Below are 22320 nucleotides of genomic sequence, written 5' to 3'. Positions count from 1 at the left end.
GGCCGCCGCGGGATCACACGTGCGCGAGGATCTTCGTCTTCAGCGCTTCCTTCGGCTGCAGGCCGACCATTTTGTCGACCGGCTGGCCGTCCTTGAACAGGATCAGCGTCGGGATGCTCATGACGCCGAATTGGGATGCGAGCTCCGGTTCGTTGTCGACGTTGATCTTGCCGATCTTCGCCTGGCCGCCGAGTTCCGCGGACAGCTCCTCCACGATCGGAAGCTGCATTTTGCAAGGGCCGCACCAGGGCGCCCAGAAATCAACCAGCGTCACGCCTTCGGCGATGCTCGCCTGGAAGTTGTCTTTCGTCAGTTCGATAGCCATCGTCTGATCTCCTTTCCTCGTCAAGATGTCGAAGCGCATGCTGCGCTCCGCGCTGTATGCGAGGGCTTGAGACAAGCCCGTCATACCTGGCAGGCGCGGATCTGACCGAGCACGGCCTGGATGGTGATGCTGTCGAAGTAATCCTCCAGCCGCTTCTCCGCCGTACAGAAAATGCCGTTCATGACCGTCCGCATGTTCGAGCTGACGATGCAGTCCATCTCCGGATCGCCCGAGCACCAGCCCGGCATGAGCGACCCTTGCGCCATGGCGCGGTAGATGTCGCCGAGCGTCACCTCGCCGGGTTCGACCGCCAGCCGGTAGCCGCCGCGCACCCCTTCCCGCGTCTCGACGAAGCCGCTCTTCCTGAGCACGCTCATCACTTTGCGGATGCGCGCCGGGTTCGTCTGGACGTTCTCCGCGATCGTCTCGCTGGATGCCATCCGCTCGGGAAGGTACGCCAGCAGGACGAGACTGTGCACCGCTATGGTGAACTCGCTGTTCATGAGGGCACCTCGCTTCGTACTGTAATTATATTCGTTACAGTTCGAGGTTGTCAACGGGCAGCCGCTCATGTCCGCTCGTAGTGTTCACCGCCGGGCGGCCGGAGATGCATGGCGCGGCGGAACAGGCAGCGGTTCCCGCAGGGCGCCGGAGGCTCAGAAATCGACTCAGAAATTGAAATTGTCGGGGTCCGCGCCGAACCGGCTGTTCCGGTTCAGGCCGTCAATGCGGGCCATGTCTTCGGCAGACAGCTCGAAATCGAAAATGTTCGCGTTCTCGCGGATGCGCTCGGGGCGAACCGATTTCGGAATGGTCAGGATGTCGTTCTGAAGGTCCCAGCGCAGCACGATCTGGGCCGGGGTCTTGCCGTATTTCGCCGCCAGTTCCGTGATCACCGGCAGGTCGAGCTGGCCTTTCATGATCGGGCTCCACGCCTGGAAGGCGATGTGCTGATCGCGGCAGTATTTGCGCAGCTCCTCCTGCGTGAGCAGCGGATGGCACTCGACCTGGTTCACGGCCGGCTTCACTTCGCACGAGGACAGCAGATCCTCCAGGTGATGGATATGGAAGTTGCTGACGCCGATCGCGCGCGCATACCCTTCCTTGTACAGCCGCTCGAGGGCGCGCCAGGTGTCCTTGTATTTGCCTTTCACCGGCCAGTGGACGAGGTACAGGTCGACGTAGTCGAAGCCGAGTCTGCTCAGGCTCGCTTCGAACGCGCGCAGCGTCTCGTCGTAGCCCTGGTCGCTGTTCCATACTTTCGTCGTGACGAAAATGTCTTCCCGGCGGATGCCGCTGGCCCGGATGGCGTTGCCGACGCCCTTCTCGTTCCCGTACAGCGCCGCGGTGTCGATCAGCCGGTAGCCGGCCTCCAGGGCGGCGGCCACCGCCTGTTCCACTTCCGGTCCTTCCTGCGTCTTGTAGACGCCCAGCCCGAACCACGGCATTTTCACGCCGTTGTTCAGCGTCGTCGTTTCGGCCACATGCCGTACGTTGGCCATCGCCAGCCTCACTCCTTGTCTTGAATTTAAAGTTCGAACAAGTCCATCTGCTCGGGCTCCTCGGGCCGGTCGAAGCTGCCGCGCGGCGGGCGCTGGCCGAGCAAGCGCATGAGCTGCAGCGCGTTGTCCGCGGCGTCGCCGCCGGAGTTGTTGTTGAAGATGACGCAGACCGTGCCGGACTGCGCCTCAAGCCGCTTCAACCGCTGCATCCATTCCTTGAGCTCCGCTTCGGCATAGCGGTACAGGTAGCGCACGTCGCGCCACCCCGGCCCGCCGGCGTTCCAGCCGGCCGCGTTGCGACCGTGGAACCGGACGATGGTCAGGCCGGGATCGGTTGCTTCTTCAACGATCGGGATCGAGCCTTCCCCGGCCTGCGGTTCGTCGCACACGCTGTGGATCCAGCCTTCCCGCTTCATGAACGCGAGCGTCTTATCCCGCATGCCGGCCTCGAACCAGGTGCGGTTGCGGAACTCGAGCGCGCACGGGATGCCGTCCATCAACGCCCGGGCTTCGCGCAGCTTGTTCACGTGCTCCCGCGTGCAGTCGAACCATGGCGGATACTGGAACAGGACGGCGAGCAGCTTGCCCGCTTCGCGCATCGGTTCGAGCGACGCGCGAAATGCGGCGAACATGGCAGCCGTGTCCGGGTAAAGCACGCCGCCGCGGGCATGGCCGGTCATCCCCTGGTACGCCTTCACGATGAAGCCGAAGCCGGCCGGCGTCTCGGACGCCCACTTCGCCGTCACGTTCTCCGGCTGGATGGCGTAGAACGACGCATCGACTTCGACGATGTCGAACCAGCCGCTGTAGGTTTGGAGTTTCCCGCCCGCTTGCCGGGCATGCCGATAGAGCGACGGATGGTCGCCCCATCCCGCCAGCCCGATCCGTATCAACCGCGTCCGCCTCCCTTGAGCCCCGAGCCGCACCCGGACCTGGTCAGACGCGTCAGGCCCGGGCGTGTCTGTCCTGCACCCCCAGTATAGAATTGCCGGGGCGAATTGGCAATTGCGGCCGAACGCTTTCGGCGGATGTGCCGGACAGCGGCCGCAGCTCTTCCGCCAGCCGGATCATCTGCTCCCGCGTCAGGAAGCGGCTGTCGATTTCGATCAGCGTGCCCTGCTCGATCCAGCGCAGGATGCCGCCGTGAAAGGCGCGGCCGGTTTCGTCGCGGGCGCCGGGCGGCCAGGGCTCGAACCGCGCGGTCCGGCCGCGCAGCCGCACGAGCTCGCCGTGCTTGTCCGTGAGCTGCGCAAGGTACGCCTTCGTCTGGGCGATGCCGGCGATCCGGTCCCCGAGGATGCCGGCCGGCGGCAGCGCCGTCCAGGCCGCGCGGAATTGGATGCGCAGGCCGTACACGCGCCGGCTGCCCGGCGGGTAGGCGCAGACCGCCGGGACCCAGCCTGCCGGCAGCGCGCGCGGCGCGAACACGGTGAACGGGACGCGCCGCTTCAGGTCCGCCGGCGAAGCGGGGGCGCACACATCCGGGCGGCTCGGGGTGTGCGCGGGAGCGGGCGGTGCCTCCGGCTCGGCCGGATGTGCGGGCGGCTTCAGGCCGGGCCCGGCCGCCTGGGCCGCAAGGTCCTCCGCCGGCGCGGGGACCGCCGGCAGGAGCAGTGCCGCCAGTATCGCCGCTGCGAGGAAAGAACGCCGCATGGTGGTTCAGCCTTTCCTTTTTTCCAGATAGTGTATCCGTTCAGCGGTGAATCATCCCACCTGAAAATGAATAAACCCCTGGCTTTGCGGTGCCAGGGGTATGCAGGCCGGCGTGGACTTTACGCGCCGAAGAACCGCAGTCCGACGACGCCGGCGATGATCATCGCGATGAACAGCAGTTTGCGGATGTCCCGCGATTCCTTGAACAGCACCATGCCGAGCAGCACGCTTCCCGCCGCTCCAATGCCTGTCCAGATGCCGTATGCGGTGCCGATCGGAATTTCTCGCAGCGCGAGCGACAGGAAATAGAAGCTGATGAAGCTTGAAACGGCCACGCCGACGGTCGGTTTCCACCGTTTGAAGCCGTCCGACAGCTTGATAAAGGTAACGCCGCCGATTTCGCCGAGTCCGGAGATCAGCAGCCAGATCCATGCCATTTCAGCCTGCCCCTCCTTCGTCCGTCTGCTTCTTGTTCTGCGGTTCTTCCGGGCTGATGACCTTCAAGCCGATGATACCGCCGATGAGCAGCGCCAGGAAGAGGAGCCGCATCGGGTCGGCCGACTCGCCCAGGAACATCATGCCGATGATGGCCGTACCGGCCGTCCCGATGCCGGTATAGACGGCGTACGCCACACCGGTCTCCAGCATCGTCATCGATTTCGCGAAGAAATAGAAGCTGACGATGAGCAGGAAGATGGTCACCGCGCTTGGCAGCGGCCGCGTGAAGCCTTCCGACTCTTTCATGCCGTATGCCCAGCCGATCTCCAGCAGCCCGCCGATGAGTACATAAAACCATGCCATGATGCATCTGACCTTTCTGTGATTCGTGCGGCGCGCATTCGTGAAACAGTATAGGCGGGTGCAGGGCAGGTTGCAAGCCGGGAAAGATGCGGCGGCCGGTTCCCGAAAAGGCTTCAACCCACGCTACTCCCCAAGCCGCTTCTCCGCTTCCATCAGTGCGATCAGCTTGAGCGCCTGCAACTCTTCCTCCGTAAACCGGCTCATGGCATCCTCTTGAATCTTCTGCTTCTCCTCTGCCGTCAGGCCGTTACCGGCCATCGCCGCAAACCGGCGGATCTCGCCGATCGAAAATTTCTCGAGCACCAGCGCCTCCGCTTCTTCGAGACTGGTGATGACCAGATTCCCGCCGCCTGCCGCCGAGCTTCCGGCACCGGACTTGCCGCCCGCGCCATCGCCCGTATCGCCAGCCGAGTTGCCCGAGCCGCTGTCAGAACCGCCGCTTCCAAGCTTTGCCCCGATTTCGTTGCGCAGCCGCTCCAGATCTTCCGCAGACACGGCTTCGCGCAGCGCCTGGCGCACTTCCGGATCGTCCATCAGCCGGCGCACTTCCTCGTCTTGAAGCACCTGCTCGACCACTTCATTCATGACGCGTTCCGCGATGAATTTTTTGCCGTATTGCACGCCCGCATAACCGCCGACCGCCAGCAGCACGATGACGACCAAAGCGGCGATCAGACCTTTCCGCATCCTCAACCCACCTCCGGTTGACAGACTATCCCTGCAGCGTCTCGCCGGCCGAACGGGTCTGGTAATACCGATCCCAAATGCCGCGGTGCATGCTGAACCTTCTGCAAAGTGCTCCAGGCAGCAGCCGGTGACGCTTGCCGAGCTGATAACCGATGAACTTCGCCGCCGATTCCATGAGCAGCCGCGGGATATACCGCATCTGCCGACTTCGGATCAGTTCGCGCGTGATGGCGAGCACCATCCCGCTCCCGGATTTGCCTACGCCCGAGTGGGCGTAAACCCAATCGTTGCCGCACATCGAGACGCCGTTGTCGAAATAGCGGCGAAACTGTTGACCGAGCGTATAATCGTGAGAGTGGACGACGCGCGCGTCGGCCGCATACGCCACCCCGTAGTCCGCCATAATGCTTCGCGCCGCGAAGAACAAATCTTCATTAAACAGCACCGGCGACGGAAAACGTCCCAGCTGCTCAAACACATCCCGCCGATAAGCCGCACATACATTCGAACAGAAAAACGTTCGGATGCCGTGCCGCGGAAGATCCGATTTCCATTTCACGTCCGGCTGTTCCGGGTATAGGTGCGCGCGTGTCAGCCGCTCCAGCACGCCCGCATCGGGACGCGGCTCCTGCCGCGCATAGGCGCAAGCGATCCGCTCATCCTCCAGCGGCGCCACCAGCCGCTCCAGCATCTCCGGATGCGCCGGCACCGCATCCTGCGTCATAAAGACAAGAACTTCGCCGACGGCATATGACGCGGCCAGATTGCGCGTCCCGCCATGGTCGAAGTCCTTCCGATCGATCCCGATTACTCTGGCGCCGCAGCCCAACGCGATCTCAGGCGTACCGTCCGTCGAAGCCGAGTCGATGACGAGGATCTCGCGCGGCGCAAGCGTCTGGTTTTGCAGCTTTTCGATCAGCCTGCGCAGTTCTTCGCCGGCCTGCAGCGTCGGGATGATGACCGACACATCCGGCCTGCTCCCCGTCAGACCCGTGGTGTCAATAGGCATTGCGGTTCACAAATCCCCTCAAGATCGTCAAGATGATAATCTTCAGATCAAACATGAACGACCAGTTCTCGAGATAATACAAATCGTGGTTGATCCGGTCCTGGATCGAGGTATCGCCGCGCAGCCCGTTCGTCTGCGCCCAGCCGGTGATGCCCGGGCGGACGTGGTGCTTCACCATGTATTTCGGGATCTCGTCCTTGAACTGCTCCACGAAATACGGCCGCTCGGGACGCGGGCCGACAACGCTCATATCGCCCTTCAGCACATTGAAAAACTGCGGCAGTTCGTCGATGCTCGTCCGGCGCAGGAAGGCGCCGAACTTCGTGCGGCGGGGATCGTTCTCCACCGTCCATTGCGTATCCGCCGTATTCTGGTCCGACACATGCATGGTCCGGAACTTGTACATGACGAAGGTGCGCCGATCCAGCCCCATCCGCTCCTGTTTGAAGATGACGGGACCCGGCGACGTCAGCTTGATCCCGATGGCGGCAATCAGCATGATCGGCGACGTCACGATGATGGCCGCGATCGAGAACACGATATCGAAAGCACGTTTCAGCAGCCGGTTGCCGAGCTCGTCCAGCGGAATGTCGCGCACGTTGATGAGCGGGATGCCGGCGAAATTGTCGAAGTACGGACGCGCCGGCAGCAGATCGAAGTAGTCGGGGATAATCAACGTCTTCGCGCCGGCGTTGTCGCAGGTCTCGATGATTTCCGCAAACTTCTCGTGCGCTGCGAGCGGCAGGGCGATGATCACTTCATCGATGGTATGCTTGCGGAGCAACTCATCCAGTCGATCCAGTCCGCCGTGTATCGGCGGCATCGGAAGTCCGGTCGGGGGATGTTCCGTCAGATTGTCGTCGAGAAAGCCGAAAACTTCATAACCCAGCTCGGGATATTGCAACAGGCTCTTGTAGAAATTGCGCCCGACCGATCCCGCGCCGAGAATGAGCAGATACTTCTTGTTGTAACCCGCGCGGCGCAGGCGGAACAACGTCATCTTGACTGCGATCCGGTAGACGGACAGTACTGTCAGATTCAGTCCCAGGAAGATGCCGAGAAACTCCCGCGACACGTGGATCTCTTTCGCGAAATAGAGGAAACTGAGCAGCCCGACGAAACTGAGCAGATGCACCTGCCCGAGCTTCCAGACATCCGTCGAGAGTTTCGTCCGCCGCCGCGGTTTGTAGAGTCCGGCGGAATAGCCGACAAGCACGGCAAGAATGGCGTATACGAGCCCCCAGAGCAGGTAAGAACTGAATGACAATGCCTCCGTTCCGGGCAGCCAACCGCTTTCAAACTTGATCCAGTACGCCGCAAGAAAAGCGACGATCATGCCGACCGCATCGAAAAGCACATAAATTTGCGTCAGAAATCGCTGATTCTGCCTTAACACCGCACTCACCCACAGATGACCGAGGCCATTTAATCATTCACTACAATTCTAGCAGAAAAAATGAATCCTACCAACAATCTTCCACTAGATATCGCCGCGCTTCGACACCGCACGTCGGAACAGCCGGCGCCGCTTGCCCAGCATGGTCGGCAACAGCTTCATAATGCGCGGCCAGCATGCGAGCAGTCCTGGCTCGAACAGGATGATGTAGCCCAGCTTCGCCGCCTCGATGAGCAGCAACCTCGGAAGAAGAAGGAAGAGATGCGGTCCGAAAGGTTCATTTTTGATCAAGGTAAAAAAGCGGTTCTGGTACGAATGACGTCTGACGAAAAGCGGCACCGATCGCCGTCCGCCCGGCTTCCAGCCCCTTCGATGCACAGCTCTTGCGGAGGGCACGTAGACCGCCGTCCAACCGAGATGACGCGCGCGCCAGGCGACGTCCACATCTTCTTTGTATGCGAAGAAGTCTTCGTCGAAGAACTGGCCGCCGTCCGAAATGTCCTTGATCATGGCCCGGCGATACATGGCCGCTGCGCCGGACACGCCGAAGATCTCGCGCGGGCTTGTCCAATCCGCAACCCGTTCTCCGGCCGCCAGATCAGCCGCATTGCGATCCGGGCGCAACACCAGTCCGGCGCTATCCATCGTGTCGGGCTGGTCGGCCCGGACGAGCATCCCCGTCGCGCTGCCGATACGCGGGTCTCGCTCCATGACGGCCACGATTTCGGCAACATAATCAGGGTCAAGTGACACGTCCGGATTCAGCACGAGCACATAGTCGGACGGCGCCGAAGCGGCGATCGCCTGGTTCTGCCCGCCTGCGAAGCCGTTGTTCTGTTGATTGGCTATGAGCCGAATATTTCTGCCGAAGCGCGACAACACCTCTTGCGTGTCATCCGTTGACGCATTATCGACGATTACGACGGAAGCAAGCGGAAAGGACTGCCTTTGCAAGGCGTGCAGGCAGTCCTCGATGTTCCAAGCACTGTATGTTACTATACATACTCTCTCGGCCGGCTCGCCAGCCTTGTGTGAAGCCCCTCGATTCACTCACAATTCTGCAGATAGTGGCGCAGCGCTTCCCGCCACGAACGGAGCGGTGCAAGCCCATGAACCCTAATCGCACCGTGATCCAGCACCGAATAGGCCGGCCGTGGCGCTGGACGCGGAAACTCGGCCGTCGTGCACGGCTCGACTTCTACATTCAATCCCCTTTCCTCGAAAATCGCCTTCGCAAACTCGTACCAGGAGCAGGTGCCGGAATTGGAAGCGTGATAGATGCCGTAATAGTCGGTCTTCACCAGATCCAGCAAGAATCGCGCGAGATCCAGTGTATAGGTTGGCGAACCGACCTGGTCATGGACGACCTTCAGCCTGTCCCGATCTTCCGCCAACTTCAGCATTGTCTTAACGAAATTAGCGCCATACTTCCCGTACACCCAGGACGTGCGCACGATAAAATATCGGCTGGACAGCGATTGGACCAGCTGCTCCCCGGCCAGCTTCGACCGTCCATAGACGGTCTGAGGATCCGTCCGGTCGTATTCGCGATACGGTTTGTCCGCACGGCCGTCGAACACATAGTCCGTGCTCACATAGACGAACTTTGCGCCGATTTCCTCCGCCGCAAGGGCCGTGTTCCGCGTCCCGTACGCGTTGACACGATACGCTTCATCCGGCTCGGACTCAGCCTGATCGACCTTCGTGTACGCTGCGCAGTGAATGACCGCATCCGGCCTGTGCGCCCGAATCACGCTGCGGCATTGCGCAAGATTGGTTATGTCCATCTCCCCCCGGCCGAAGCCGATGATTTCCATATTCTGCGGCGCTTGCAACCAGGCAAGCTCCCGGCCCAATTGGCCGTTCGCACCGGTGACCAGAATTTTCATTGTGTCGGTCATGATTATCCCTTCCGCTCGCGATACTGCTGCTCGTAGTATTGGAGGTACGCTCCGGAGACTACTTGATTCATCCAATCCTGATTCGCAAGGTACCAGCGGATCGTTTCCCGAATGCCGGTCTCATAATCATACTTCGGCTGCCAGCCGAGCTCGCGGCGAATCTTCGTTGCATCAATGGCGTAGCGCCGGTCATGGCCGGGGCGGTCTTTCACAAACCGGATAAGTGATTCCGGTTTGTCGAGTTCAGCCAGAATCGTCTTTACGACCGCAATGTTCGTCCGTTCGTTGTTGCCCCCGACGTTATAAACCTCGCCGCTCACTCCCTTGTGCAGCACCAAATCCACAGCGCTGCAATGATCCTCGACATACAACCAATCGCGAACATTCAGCCCGTCCCCGTAGACCGGAAGCGGCTTATCTTCGAGCGCATTGCGGATCATCAGCGGAATGAGTTTCTCGGGGAACTGGTACGGCCCGTAGTTGTTGGAGCAACGCGTAATGTTGACATTCAAACCGAACGTCTCGTGATACGCCCGGACGAGCAGATCGGCGCCTGCCTTGCTTGCGGAATACGGGCTGTTCGGTGCAAGCGGCGTCTCTTCGGTAAACATTCCCGTGTCGCCAAGCGTTCCGTACACTTCGTCTGTCGAGATCTGCACGTACTTGCCGACATTGTAATGCTTGGCCAGATCAAGCAGCGTCTGCGTGCCGAGCACATTGGTACGCACGAACAAATCCGGCTGCATGATACTGCGGTCCACGTGCGACTCCGCCGCAAAGTTCAGCACCGCATCGAGGCCTTCCCTGAATAACGGTTCCATGGCGGCGCGGTCGGCAATGTTCGCCTTGACAAACCGGTAGTTCGGATGGTTTTCGACATTTCGCAAATTTTCCAGATTTCCCGCGTAAGTCAGCGCATCGACATTGATGATTTGATAATCAGGGTATTTTCGCACCATGTACAGGATGAAGTTGCTGCCAATGAACCCTGCTCCGCCTGTAACCAGTATTTTCACGTGACGTTTTCACCCTTCATAAACAAAATTGTTCTCAGCCTCTGCAAGCTGGGGATGCTTGCCATCTTTCTCGGACAAGATCGGCGCGGAAGTCGGCCAATCGATGCCGAGCGACGGATCGTTCCATGCAATGCCGCGGTCGTGTTCCGGAGAATAGAACTCATCCACCTTGTACTGTACTTCGGTGTTCGGAACCAGCGTGCAGAAGCCGTGGGCAAATCCTTTCGGCACCAGCAATTGACGCTTGTTCGCCGAGCTCAATATGAATCCCTGCCACTTCCCGTAAGTGGGCGAACCTTGACGAATATCGACAATGACATCGTAAATCGCGCCTGCCGTCACCCGAATCAGCTTCGTCTGGGCTTTGGGGTTCAACTGATAATGAAGCCCGCGCAATACCCCGGCCTCAACCGACAAGGAATGATTGTCTTGTACAAACTTATGCGTAATCCCATGCCGACGGAACACTTCTTCATTGTAGCTCTCCATAAAAAAGCCCCGGTGATCGCCAAATACGGCAGGTTCGATCAGCTTGGCCCCAGGAAGCATCGTTTCAAATACTTTCATGCTGACACCTGTCTTCCGCAAATTTACAATTTCAACTTTCCGAATTCCTCGCCATATACGATATCCTTGGCCAGCTCATTCGCTCTCATCAACGAAGCGTGCGTACCCGCGTCTGTCCACCAGCCCCGGAGAATATCATAGGTGAGTTCATTCGATTGGATATATGCATTATTGACATCCGTAATCTCCAGCTCGCCGCGGCCTGAAGGTTTCAGCGTCTTGATGATATCGAAAACCCGACTGTCATACATATAAATGCCGGTGACCGCATATTGGCTCTTCGGATGTTTCGGCTTTTCTTCGATGGACACAATCTTGTCGCCCGACAATTCGGGCACACCGTAACGGTGCGGGTCATGCACTTGTTGGATCAAAATTTTCGCACCGACACGCTGCTCTCTAAAATTTCTGACGAATGGGGCAATACTGTCCTCAAATACGTTATCTCCCAGAATAACGACCATTTGGTCCCCATTTACAAAGTGTTCAGCCAATCCGAGCGCCTGCGCAATTCCCCCGGCTTCGTCCTGGACCTTATATGTAAAAGACAGGCCGAATTCTGCACCGCTGCCCAGGAGATTGACCACATCGCCCATGTGATCCTTACCGGTAACGATCAGGATGTCGTGGATATCCGCTTCTTTCAATTTCGCAATGCCATGAAAGATCATGGGATATTTGCCTACCGGAAGCAAGTGTTTGTTTGTGACTTTAGTCAAAGGATATAAGCGTGAACCGGTTCCCCCTGCTAAGAGGATACCCTTCATATCGACACCTCCAAATTTAATTAGTCACACAGTATTATTACTGGACAGTGAAAAGTTTTCACATTTAAGAAGCAAGCGAATCCGCATCCGGATGGGCCGATTGCTGCTTGGAACGAATTATTTGGGTTAGCGCCAGATGCGGGTTTTGAGCAAACAAGCGAAAAAGCGATTGGCGCAAGTAAGCGACGACCGTCGCCTCCGACACGATCGACCTGGAAGGCGTGCGCAGATAGCGGAAGAACAGCGCAGGCGTACGACCGGAAAAGCGTAGCGCGAGAAGCTGCACGATGCCTGTCGCGATGACACTGCACATGACGAAGCCTTCGATGGCCCGGAGAGTCAACCGAATCCGTTTCCGAGCCGACTCGTTTGTCACCTGCTCCAGCGGATCCGTCCCATCAAACCGACAACGATGACAACGAACCACTCGAAGGCGGCGACGCGGGAAAAGCAAGCTCGAAATGCACATAGAACTTCATTCATCAATTTCAACATGGACTGGTCGATCGTAACGAAATCGGGTACACTACTCTTGTAACCCCCTCTTGCGATCTGATCTCCTTTCTGGTGTCGGAACCTTAAGGATACTACAGATTCGCTTGATTGGGTTATTTTGCTATGTGACGATTTTTCGACAAGAACTTTTCACTGTCCAGTATTATTAGGCATCACAACTATTCGGTTTTTATTTTTAGCTGTGTTTTGGTTCATTGTTGAAAAATTGCATTATACGAACGAATGTTCTATACTGTTAATAAGAACATTTATTCGTAGAGGTGTGCTATGGACTTCAAAGATATTACGCGTCTTCTGCAGAGCCTTTCCCCGGCCGATCGCAAGAAAGTACATTTGATGCTTTCCAGAGAGTTCGATGCGGCAGAGTCAGCCGCTTCACGCTTGATTGAAGAGATCCGCGAACAGAAGCACAAAACCGGTTTTACCTGTCCGCACTGCGGCCACAACAAGGCGATCCGGAATGGCACTTTCCAGTCGCCTTACGGCGGATCACGGGTGACCCGCCAGCGATACCTGTGCAAGCAATGCGGGAAAACGTTCAACGACCTCACCGGCACGCCAATGCACCGTAGTCGCAACAAGGAATTGTGGGTGTCCTACATCGAGCTGATGCTGGAAGGCCACTCCCTGCGCAAATGCGCCGAGATCCTGGGCGTACGGCATGAGCGGTTGTTCTACTGGCGACACAAAGTGCTGGTCGCCCTCAAGAAAATGGAGTCCATCCTCCCTTTCGAGGGCATTGTGGAGATGGATGAAACGTATTTCGCCTACTCCGAGAAGGGTTCCCGTAAAGTGGAAAAGCCTCGCAAACGCGGCGGTGTTTCCAAACGCGGCATCAGCGATGAACTCGTCTGTGTGCTGGTCGTCCAAGACCGGACGAAACAAACGTTTAGCAAGGCGGTGTGCCGTGGTCGGATCTTGACCCGCCATTTGGAAGAGCACATTGCACCTCGGATCACCAGGCAGAACATCCTTTGTACTGACGCTTGGCGAGCATTCAAGACATTTGCATCGAAGAGAGGCATTGCGCATTATCGTTTCAAATCGACCGAATCCAAACGAGTGAAAGGCGTATATCACATCCAGAATGTGAACAACTACCATTCTCTCTACAAACGTTGGCTTAGCCGGTTTGCCGGCGTTGCCAGCAAGTACATGGACAACTATCTTGCATGGTTCAAGTTTCTCCAGGAGAACAAAGAACTTTCCAGACAAGCGCTGATCCGATCGATGTTTGTGGCAGCATGCACGCCCAGCACGTTTGAGACCGAAACCAGTCTACGACAAGCACGGTTTGCCGCCTAACCCCAATGAACAAGAAAAAACAACAGCAAACCTAAACACAGCTTTATTTTTAAGTGCCAAGCATTTCTTTTCAATTAAAAACCACGATAATATTGATAATCCCAAAATTATGGGAGTTGCAAATACAAAGTTTTGGATCGGTGTTATATTTCCCTCAAGCAAATAGGCCACTGTTTGTTGTACAGGAAACGCATAAATATACATGCCATACGAAAAATCGCCTTTTTCCTGAAAAGTTTTAAACAGTTTCGGCACTCCAAAGCCAATATGAAAAATAAGGTAGGCACCAAACAAAGCAAAAGCAAATCTATATAAACCCGCTCCCGCAAATATACATAATATAGCAAGACTTGCAATTGCCGCAAAATGATTCAGCTTTATTTTATCCCTACATAAATAAACTACCATTCCCGCGCTGAAGTATTTAAATAATTCAATGTAGTGATAGATTGCCATGCCGGGATCGATCATTTCTGCAATGAACAATACTGCAAGAAACAAGGGAATAATAATATGCTTCTTTAATAACCTTGTCAAACCAAGTATAGCAACTACCATATAAAAAAACATCTCATACCAAAGCGTCCACAAAGAACCGTTAACTGCATTGGGATAAGGATTATTTTCAAATACACCAGGCAAACTATACTGCATGTTAATGAGCATGAACGATTCCAAGTATTTTATCGTTGCAGGGTGCATTAAATATTCTTTTACACTTAGAGAAGTCACCAGTGGACCTAGTACAAAAACAGAAATAAGAAGTACTACCAGCAAGGCAGGATAAATCCGCAGAATGCGATTTCTCATATAAGCATAAACATTAGCACTTCTTTCAAAACTATACGTTATTAAAAAGCCGCTGATCACAAAAAAAATACTGACACCCAATCCACCAAAAGTCTCTTGCCCCTTTGTGAATAAAACAAAAGGTTCACTTGCATTTGATCCAAGTGACAAAGGAAAAGAATGAGAGAAAATAACCAAGATTGCAGCAAATAGCCGCAACAGGTCGAGGTTATTTTCTCTCGCATTAAAGCATTCTGCAATCGAGCCTCTGCTAAAGTTCATGCATCTCATTCCCTTATTCTTCTGATAACCCCAGTAATTTTCCATCCAATAGAGCTTTTTACGTTATTTATAAAGTCATCGAGCTCTTTCTCATTAGCTCGAAATACATCAGGAATATTAATTTGCTTACCAAATATACGCATCAATTTTTTAAAAGGTTTTAAAATAAACCACGAATCAGATGCAAGTATTTGATGAGCTACCTCTCTTTTTTGCATCAATGAATCATACGTTGGTTGTATTCCTTGTTCATTTACGATTTGACCAGAAACATTTTGAGATTGAACGGAATGCGCATTTTTAATATATGCATCTACCAACCAGTTAATTTTTTTTGCACTTCCGGGCGGGAGAATCAAATGACGAGAGTCAATTTTTCTTAGTACATATTGATAATTTTCATTCCATTCTTGTTCACTATGAAGTGTCTGTGAGTTGCTCCCCTTTCTCCACCATCTATAGATATTTGTAACAACTGGACTGCTGGCCACTCCACAAATAAAGGCCCCACGTAGAATGAAGTCCCAGTCTTCAATAGTATTTATCGATTCATCAAACCTCAGTTTTAGATCATGGAATAATGCTCGTGGAAACGCCAGACACAGTCCAGGACTTTGATTATGATGTAACATCGTAAAATAATCAAATTCCGGCGGATAATCACGCTTAAAACCGGACACAGCCATAGAACAACTTTGGCTATACTTGGTCTTAATCCGATCATATTCTTGCCTTACCGAGACGGTTCTAAGTATTTTTCCGTAGTGTTCTTTCGATAGTTCTTTAAACTCTTTAACCCAATTGCTGAATACAATATCATCGTCGTCCAAAATCGTAATGTACTGACCATTTGCCTGTTCAAATCCAACATTCAATGGAGTAGAACGATTTCCTCCATTCACTCTAACTAAACGTATTTTTGAACGAATCCACTCGGGAGTAGAGTTTATTATGCCTTCTACCGAAATTTGTTTCTCTACTGTTAGATTGTGCCCTACAACAATTACTTCAAAGTCCGTACACTCCTGCCCCGTAAGGCATAGAAGAACCTCTTTCAATTCCTCTGGTCGATCGCCAACCGTCCTAGTTATTATTGACAAAAATGGTCTTTGTTCTTGTGGTGCCGGATATTTATGCTTTACCGGATGGCTGGCAATAAACATCCTTACAAACTGATATACTTCCCCATTCCCATCCATTTCTTTTCTTAAATTTAACAATAGCTGTCGAAGCGACGATTTTTCTGCCAACGTCAATAATTCTTTTGGGAAATACTGGTCGCTCTTTTCGCGTCTGACGTCCTTTTGTTTGATTTGATGAAGTCCGTATTTTTGGCATAATGCTACCAGCCTATCTTCACTAAAAATATTCACATGTGTTTTATCCAATAGACCGGTAGCTGTTTCATCTAATTTGTTGCATAACAACTTCAATACAACATCATTATGAGTAAAGTTCGGGACACTAATTATTACTGGGGCATTATACTTTAAACTTAGCCTTGAAATTGTGTCCATGACTTCTTCCAGATAAAATACATGTTCCAGGGTGTCGATTATTGAAATGGAAGAGATAGGCCGGCCATTTAAAATTCGCTCGATGAATTCAAGATTGCTTTGGGAATCTGTGAGGCGGAACGAATATGCCTCTTTACCCTCAGACAACAAATGATTAACCGCTTCTTGATTGGCGTCAATTCCGATGTAATGCAGTTGTTTTTTTACAGCTATGACATCAGATATAGCTCCCCAACCACATCCAATATCCAAATGTACCCCATGTTTGGGCAATTCTAAATCTTCAATCAAACTAAATACATGGCCATACACATTGTCTTCCGCATACTCGAACTTATATGGGTACTCATTTCCTTTTAGAATTGTCACAGCGAAAACCTCATTTTCCCGTAGTTGTTGTTCGTAAATTCGCTTACCTTATGATCAGTATCTAATTGTTTGGGCAATCTACCCTCTTTTTTTCTTCTGTTAAACTCTTTCAAAGCATCTCGATAATAACTTATGTCCGATTTTTCAAAATAATTAATAATTTGTTCTAAAATGTCGGGTCTTGACCATTTGTACGCCATCAATAAACCAGCTTCAGCAGAATAATAGTTCTCTGCATCGCTAGTTTTCCAAGCAGCGTCATTTGACAGCGTTTTGTCATGAAAAACCACAGCTGACGGTTGATAAATAATTTTATACCCTTCCAACCGCAGTCTCCAAGAAAAGTCCACGTCATCGCAATATAAGAAGAAAGTGTCAGCATCAAACCCTTCCACTTTTTCAAAAGCAGGCCTGGGAATAAGCACGCATGCTGTAGATGCCCAACTTGTCTCTCCGGTTTTGGTATCATAGTGTTTCGGGTGTTCTATTGGTAATTGTCTCGCTTCAACGATACCAATTTTCTGATTCGACTTGATATAGGGTTCGGCAAGCTGCAGAATTGTATCCGGCGCTAACAATATATCCGGATTTATAATCATAATAAAATCCGAATCAGAATCCTCTGCCAACTTGTTGTGTCCTCTGGCTGATCCTAAGTTCTTTCCAAAAAATTGATATTGAATTTGGACATACTCTCCATGCAACTTGTTTAACTCTTCAATTTCTTGTTCAGAAAATAATGGCGACGGTGAGCCGTCCCCATAGCGAAGCGTTATTTTAGTAAATAGCTCCTTATTGATTGCAAAGTCTACAGCTCTAACAATGCTGTTGATTGACCTAATGATTCTCTGTTGGTCATTATTAAACAGAACCGATTGAATCTGAAGACTCTTTCTGTAAAGCATCCAGTTCTCTCCCTCAAGTTACTTACAAATTTACATACAAATGTTCAATTTATTTTTTATCAATCCACTCACACAGCAACTCCAGCCCCATTTCAACCGATACCTGCGGTCTCCAATTCATGGTTTCCAAAGTTTTTGTGATGTCGGCTTGTGCATGCCTTATGTCACCGTTTCTATACTTCCCGCAGACTGTTGGAGTCGGCGCCCCGTATCGTTCAGCAATTATATTTGCAACCTCTTTAATTGTTATCCCTCTGCCACTGCCAATATCAAGCGTTTTTCCATTTGTTTTCTCATTTGTTGTAGCCTCATAAACCGCATTGGCCACATCAGATATAAATACAAAGTCTCGAAGCATAAGGCCATCTTCATACAAAGGAATCGCCTCTTTTTGCTTGGCCAGCCTGACAAACAACGACACGATTCCCGTATATGGGTTAATTAAGGATTGACCTGGACCATATACATTTTGCAAGCGTAGTATGGTGAACTCAACACCAAATGACTTGCACCAACATGAAATAATATGTTCCTGAGCAAGTTTGGTAGCTCCGTAAACACTGGTGGGATTTGGAGTATTTTGATCGCTGCTCATTGGAATAAAGGTTGCATCTTTAAAGTCCCACTCGCTTTTTGCCAATTGCTCATTGCTTCTTTGTCCTGGATAAAATACCGTACCGTCTTTTTTTATCCACTTGCCTTCACCATAAACAGCCCTGCTACTGGTTAACAGTATTTTTCGGGGCAGAACTTTATGTCTTGTGAATGCATCCAACATTTGCGTTGTACCTACCACATTCACATTCGAATGGCGAGTACTTTCAGTCAGTGACTGACCTGTTCCTGTCTCTGCAGCCAAGTGGATAACAGTATCAGGGGTCCATTTGGTTAACACTTCATCCCATGCAATCGGATCTGTCACGTCAGCAACGTACAAATTAGCTTTTTTTGAAAGATTCTCAGGCTTACTGTTTGATGTATGTACTTGAGGATGCAAATTGTCCATAACGATGATGTGATCAAAAGAGTTCTCCAGCAATTTCGACACTTCACAACCAATAAATCCGGCGCCGCCGGTAATAAGACATGTTCTCATAAAGCATCTCCCATCCTATAAAATAAACAATTGTGCCTCAAACCACTTCTTGGCCGAGGCTAATGTAATAATCACACACGTCTTCTGCCGTACCTGAATATATAATTTTCCCTTTATCTAGCAGTACGGCTTTATTGCACATATTTCTAATCTGATCAATTTGATGAGAAACAAGTATTACTGTTGTATCTTCTGACATCATTGACTTAATTCTTTCTTCGCATTTTTTTTGAAATCTATAGTCACCGACTGATAAAATCTCGTCGACGATAAGAATATCAGGCTCTGTTATGGTGGCAATACTAAAACCAATACGCGCAACCATCCCGGATGAGTAATTCTTTAAAGGCACATCGAGGAACTCATGTATCTCCGCAAAATTAACAATATCTTCAAATTTGCTGTCAATAAACTTACGTGAATAGCCCAAAATGGCGCCATTCAAATAAATGTTCTCCCTAGCAGTTAGCTCCATATCAAAACCCGCTCCCAGTTCAATCAAGGGGGCAATATTCCCACGAGTTACAATCTTTCCCCCAGTGGGAGCCAAAATTCCTGCGATTACCTTCAATAAAGTGCTTTTTCCAGCTCCATTGTTCCCCAAGATACCAAAAATATCACCTTTTGACAACGATAAATCAATGCCATTTAGTGCATAAAACTTCTCACTTTTTAATTCACGTTTTAACCGTTTGATGAAGTACTCCTTCAATCCGCTTACTCTTTCCTTGTGCAAATCAAAAACAACGGAGACATTATTCAACTGTATTATTGGCTCATCCATACCTTGCACCTCAAATATAAAGGAGAATTTTATTCTCGTTTTTCCTAAACACCATGTAGCCTATAACCATAGACGCCATACAGTAACTTATTGCAATTAAGTTGTGGTACGCATCTGGAATTTGTCCATTCAAAACCAAGTCTCTAAAATAGGAAATGTATACGTAAATAGGATTATATTCTATTACACCTCTTACTTCTTCGGGTATAATCTCTATTGGATAAAACGTTGCCGAGAAGAAGGTCAGCACACTTAACACAACACTATAAATGTGAATAATATCCCGATAAAATACCGTAAGTGATGACAGAAGCAATCCAATACCAATGGAAAACATAAACATAAGCAAAATAGGAATAAAGAATAAAATCGAAGTCGGTGGAAGTTCAAACCTCATAAATAAGATAATAAGAACAACAGCAACCAAAGAAAACAGAGTATTGACCAAAGAAAGACAGGCTTTGGAAATAGGAAAAATATACTTAGGAATATATACTTTCTTAATTAATGCTCCGTTTTCAATCAGGCCCATCTGAGCCTGTCCAGTCGCTTCGGCAAAAAAGGCATATATGATTTGACCGCTAAGAAAATAAAGAGGAAAGTTTTCAATTTGATTCTTAAACATTGCTGAAAAAATAAATGTAGTTACCATCATAAAAAGCAATGGGTTAAATACACTCCAAAGAATCCCCAAAGCAGATCTTCTATATTTAACCTTCAAGTCCCTTTTGACCAGTTCACGTAGCAGTTCTCTATACCGGAATATCTCAACAAAAAATTTCATTTCAGTCCACTTTCCTATATTAATTGTTTATTACCTGCTGCTGAGCCATTTTCTTAATCGGCTTACCAATTTCCGTTTAACTTTAAACAGTATGGCTCTTGCCGTCATTCCACGCAATCGATTTATAATCACGCTGGAACTTCTTAGCGTAGAAGCTTCTACCGCATTGTACTGCTTATATTTTCCCCTTACAACTGTTAAGTATTTATCAAACATTAATTGTCTAGCATGAAAGTCGTTCGAATCCGCAGGAATCCTGTAAGCTGAAGTTACTTTTTCAACGTGCAGAAAATCGTATTTTTGTGCATATCGAAGCCACAGATCCCAATCCTCAAGCACTTCTAAGTTTATATCAAACCCCCCATGTTCATTAAAGAGGTCTTTTGAGAACATGACAGTCTGTATGGGCAAATAATTATGGTTAAACAACAATTCTCGATTGAACGGTTGCCGGTGCTGAACATTATGGTACAACAATTCATATTTATACGGATCTCTCGAATGTACTCTAATTGGAGTTTCAAATGCATAAGAATACGCGACCTTTTTATCTGTATTTCTTTCCAATTGAGAACACAAAACCTCTACATGATCCGCATACAACACGTCGTCATCGTCCAAGAAATTCAAATATTTTCCGTTGGCCAACTCCATTGCCTTATTCCCCGCGAAGCACCGTCCTTTCTTTTCCCCAGTAGCATAGTAACAAATTTTTAAATCGGAGAATTCTCTCTCAATCATATTTCTTGAAACATCTGGCCCGTCTTCAACAATGACGACTTCTATATTCGGATAGGTTTGGTTCCGCACACTTAATAATGTCTCATATAGAACAAGAGGTCTTCCACAAGTACGTATTAAAATAGATACAAGGGGACGTTTACTTGGGAGTTCATTAACGTAATAAGCTCCGTCACGATTTATTTCGTAATCCCATATATAAAAGGTTGGCTTAAAACCAAGCTTTCCAAAATTTCTGTTCAAGTTTCTAAATTTCAGACCTTGGTAGAAACTTCTGATTAGGTTTTTGAAAATCATCCATACGTTTTTTTTGAAAGGGACTTTTACAAAAAAAAGACAACAGAACAGCAAATATCCGATAAATATGTCTCTCAAAGTACCATATTTATAGCGAAGCATTAAGTTATTATAAGTACTGTTATAAAACTGATGTTTTTTAATTACTCCGGCTTTCTCGTACGAGTAATGATAAACGATACTTTTGGGCACATACATCAATTTATATCCGTGCCCTCTTAATCTCCAACTCAGATCAACATCCTCCGCATACAAGAAAATCCTCTCGTCAAACATCCCAACTTTTAAAAAGGCTTCACGATCTACCATACAAGCGGCACCGCTCGCCCACGAAACTTCCAAAGTTACAGGATTATAATTTTTGGGATGCTCATAAGGAAATTGTCTGCACTCCCAGAGCGCAAAACCATCCGCTTTGCTTCGTTCTGCCGTCTCAATAAGTATGCTTAATGAATCGGGCTCTAATTCGGTATCCACATTTAAAAAGAATATATATTGCTGGTTTGTACGCTGTACTGCAAAATTGTTGGAATAACCAAATCCCCGATTGCTTTTGAGAAAAAACGTCTGGAACCCACCAAAGAAATGGCGATTGGGATATGATTGAATAATTTGTCTAGTTTTATCAATCGAATTATTGTCAATGAAAGTAATATAAATGTTTTTAAGCGGAAAGCGCACGTTCTCAATGCTTTTCAAACAATTTTCTATCCACTTTTCAGAATTAAAAGTTACTATAATAATATCCAATGCAGTCATTTTCACAATCTCCCAATCCTGGGTGAATTTTATTAAGTTTCCTTAATCGACCAAGACATTTTGTCACTTAATAGTTATAATATTTATCGTATCCAAAACACTTTTATCACCACTTGCAAAACAAGTCTTCCCGCATAAAATTTGTTAATGAAAATAGCAGTCGATTAACTTTGCATCACTCAATGAAGCCTTCTATAAACAGCTTACATGAACTAGTATCGGACAGCAATACATAAGCATTCTCTTTGAATTATCGCTTTGTCCGGATTTAGATCACTGTAATCTAACTAGTATCTTGGGTCAAAAGGACAATCATTACAGCAGAACAAGATTCTGTGTAATGTCGAAGTCGAAAGCAACATATTTATTGAGATATATATATCTCTTTGTTACAATCGATTTCACCTTAAAGTTCAAAAATAAACAACTCAACTTTCGCAGAGAGAAAATGGCGCTAATTCCTTGGGATGATGGGGTTTTAGCTCGTTTGGTTCCAGGCTTGACGAAATGAAAAACACCTCTCTGTTTGGTATAATTGGAATTGCCAAGATC

At 50.0% G+C, this 22320-nt stretch carries 24 protein-coding genes; 1 reads left to right on the top strand and 23 read right to left on the bottom strand.

What is annotated here, in order from left to right:
• Positions 1-13 precede the first annotated feature (13 nt).
• From trxA to C6W55_RS09250, 16 genes are all read right to left on the bottom strand, one after another.
• Entirely contained in the window at positions 14-325 is a 312-nt protein-coding gene (trxA, locus tag C6W55_RS09325) for a thioredoxin (RefSeq protein WP_213486218.1), read from the bottom strand.
• An 80-nt stretch (positions 326-405) separates the two neighbouring features.
• Positions 406-828 (bottom strand): RrF2 family transcriptional regulator, encoded by a 423-nt coding sequence (locus C6W55_RS09320; RefSeq protein ID WP_286892447.1) that lies wholly within the window; start codon positions 826-828, stop codon positions 406-408.
• Positions 829-993: 165 nt separating this feature from the next.
• Entirely contained in the window at positions 994-1827 is an 834-nt protein-coding gene (locus C6W55_RS09315) for an aldo/keto reductase (protein WP_213486220.1), read from the bottom strand.
• A 26-nt stretch (positions 1828-1853) separates the two neighbouring features.
• The gene (locus tag C6W55_RS09310; RefSeq protein WP_286892446.1) at positions 1854-2720 is read right to left on the bottom strand and encodes a DUF72 domain-containing protein; all 867 of its coding nucleotides are present in this window, start codon (positions 2718-2720) and stop codon (positions 1854-1856) included.
• A 52-nt stretch (positions 2721-2772) separates the two neighbouring features.
• A complete protein-coding gene (locus C6W55_RS09305) occupies positions 2773-3480 on the bottom strand; it encodes a hypothetical protein (protein WP_286892445.1) in 708 nt (235 codons plus the stop codon).
• Between the two features lie 119 nt (positions 3481-3599).
• Positions 3600-3917, bottom strand: coding sequence for a DMT family transporter (locus C6W55_RS09300; protein WP_213486226.1), 318 nt, complete (start codon positions 3915-3917; stop codon positions 3600-3602).
• A 1-nt stretch (position 3918) separates the two neighbouring features.
• Positions 3919-4281 carry a DMT family transporter gene (locus C6W55_RS09295; protein WP_286892444.1) on the bottom strand — a complete coding sequence of 121 codons (363 nt, stop codon included), beginning with the start codon at positions 4279-4281 and terminating at the stop codon, positions 3919-3921.
• Between the two features lie 123 nt (positions 4282-4404).
• The gene (locus tag C6W55_RS09290) at positions 4405-4968 is read right to left on the bottom strand and encodes a hypothetical protein (RefSeq protein ID WP_286892443.1); all 564 of its coding nucleotides are present in this window, start codon (positions 4966-4968) and stop codon (positions 4405-4407) included.
• Between the two features lie 25 nt (positions 4969-4993).
• On the bottom strand, positions 4994-5977 hold the full coding sequence (locus C6W55_RS09285) for a glycosyltransferase family 2 protein (protein WP_286892442.1): 984 nt from the start codon (positions 5975-5977) through the stop codon (positions 4994-4996).
• Positions 5967-7373, bottom strand: a complete 1407-nt coding sequence (locus C6W55_RS09280; RefSeq protein WP_286892441.1) for an undecaprenyl-phosphate glucose phosphotransferase — start codon at positions 7371-7373, stop codon at positions 5967-5969. Before C6W55_RS09280 ends, C6W55_RS09285 begins: the two co-directional genes overlap by 11 nt.
• 84 nt (positions 7374-7457) lie before the next feature.
• Positions 7458-8423 (bottom strand): glycosyltransferase family 2 protein, encoded by a 966-nt coding sequence (locus tag C6W55_RS09275; protein WP_286892440.1) that lies wholly within the window; start codon positions 8421-8423, stop codon positions 7458-7460.
• Positions 8420-9262, bottom strand: coding sequence for a dTDP-4-dehydrorhamnose reductase (gene rfbD / locus C6W55_RS09270; RefSeq protein ID WP_286892512.1), 843 nt, complete (start codon positions 9260-9262; stop codon positions 8420-8422). Before rfbD ends, C6W55_RS09275 begins: the two co-directional genes overlap by 4 nt.
• 14 nt (positions 9263-9276) lie before the next feature.
• Positions 9277-10290 (bottom strand): dTDP-glucose 4,6-dehydratase, encoded by a 1014-nt coding sequence (gene rfbB / locus C6W55_RS09265; RefSeq protein WP_286892439.1) that lies wholly within the window; start codon positions 10288-10290, stop codon positions 9277-9279.
• A 9-nt stretch (positions 10291-10299) separates the two neighbouring features.
• Positions 10300-10857: a dTDP-4-dehydrorhamnose 3,5-epimerase gene (gene rfbC, locus C6W55_RS09260; protein WP_286892438.1), complete on the bottom strand. Its 558-nt coding sequence runs from the start codon at positions 10855-10857 to the stop codon at positions 10300-10302.
• 23 nt (positions 10858-10880) lie between these two features.
• Positions 10881-11624, bottom strand: coding sequence for a sugar phosphate nucleotidyltransferase (locus C6W55_RS09255; protein WP_286892437.1), 744 nt, complete (start codon positions 11622-11624; stop codon positions 10881-10883).
• A gap of 64 nt (positions 11625-11688) precedes the next feature.
• A complete protein-coding gene (locus C6W55_RS09250) occupies positions 11689-11937 on the bottom strand; it encodes a hypothetical protein (RefSeq protein WP_286892436.1) in 249 nt (82 codons plus the stop codon).
• 470 nt (positions 11938-12407) lie between these two features.
• Here C6W55_RS09250 and C6W55_RS09245 point away from each other — a divergent pair, with 470 nt between their 5' ends.
• On the top strand, positions 12408-13445 hold the full coding sequence (locus C6W55_RS09245) for an IS1595 family transposase (RefSeq protein WP_286892435.1): 1038 nt from the start codon (positions 12408-12410) through the stop codon (positions 13443-13445).
• Here C6W55_RS09245 and C6W55_RS09240 read toward each other — a convergent pair.
• Genes C6W55_RS09240 through C6W55_RS09210 form a run of 7 tightly spaced genes read right to left on the bottom strand, consistent with a single transcriptional unit; the run spans position 13419 to position 21768 of the window.
• Complete coding sequence (locus tag C6W55_RS09240) at positions 13419-14516, bottom strand: acyltransferase family protein (protein ID WP_286892434.1); 1098 nt, start codon at positions 14514-14516, stop codon at positions 13419-13421. The genes C6W55_RS09245 and C6W55_RS09240 overlap by 27 nt on opposite strands.
• 5 nt (positions 14517-14521) lie before the next feature.
• The gene (locus tag C6W55_RS09235; RefSeq protein WP_286892433.1) at positions 14522-16402 is read right to left on the bottom strand and encodes a methyltransferase domain-containing protein; all 1881 of its coding nucleotides are present in this window, start codon (positions 16400-16402) and stop codon (positions 14522-14524) included.
• On the bottom strand, positions 16399-17307 hold the full coding sequence (locus C6W55_RS09230; protein WP_286892432.1) for a glycosyltransferase family protein: 909 nt from the start codon (positions 17305-17307) through the stop codon (positions 16399-16401). Before C6W55_RS09230 ends, C6W55_RS09235 begins: the two co-directional genes overlap by 4 nt.
• 49 nt (positions 17308-17356) lie before the next feature.
• Positions 17357-18403 carry an NAD-dependent epimerase/dehydratase family protein gene (locus C6W55_RS09225; protein WP_286892431.1) on the bottom strand — a complete coding sequence of 349 codons (1047 nt, stop codon included), beginning with the start codon at positions 18401-18403 and terminating at the stop codon, positions 17357-17359.
• A gap of 37 nt (positions 18404-18440) precedes the next feature.
• Positions 18441-19187, bottom strand: a complete 747-nt coding sequence (locus tag C6W55_RS09220; protein WP_286892430.1) for an ABC transporter ATP-binding protein — start codon at positions 19185-19187, stop codon at positions 18441-18443.
• A 10-nt stretch (positions 19188-19197) separates the two neighbouring features.
• Positions 19198-19971 (bottom strand): ABC transporter permease, encoded by a 774-nt coding sequence (locus C6W55_RS09215; RefSeq protein WP_286892429.1) that lies wholly within the window; start codon positions 19969-19971, stop codon positions 19198-19200.
• 30 nt (positions 19972-20001) lie between these two features.
• Positions 20002-21768 (bottom strand): glycosyltransferase family 2 protein, encoded by a 1767-nt coding sequence (locus C6W55_RS09210; protein WP_286892428.1) that lies wholly within the window; start codon positions 21766-21768, stop codon positions 20002-20004.
• Positions 21769-22320: the final 552 nt, after the last annotated feature.

Source organism: Thermobacillus sp., assembly GCF_003390775.1.
In the GTDB taxonomy this organism is placed as follows: Bacteria; Bacillota; Bacilli; order Paenibacillales; family Paenibacillaceae; genus Thermobacillus; species Thermobacillus xylanilyticus.
The sequence above is the reverse complement of the archived record's forward strand: the minus strand, read 5'-3'. Positions and strand labels throughout refer to the sequence as shown.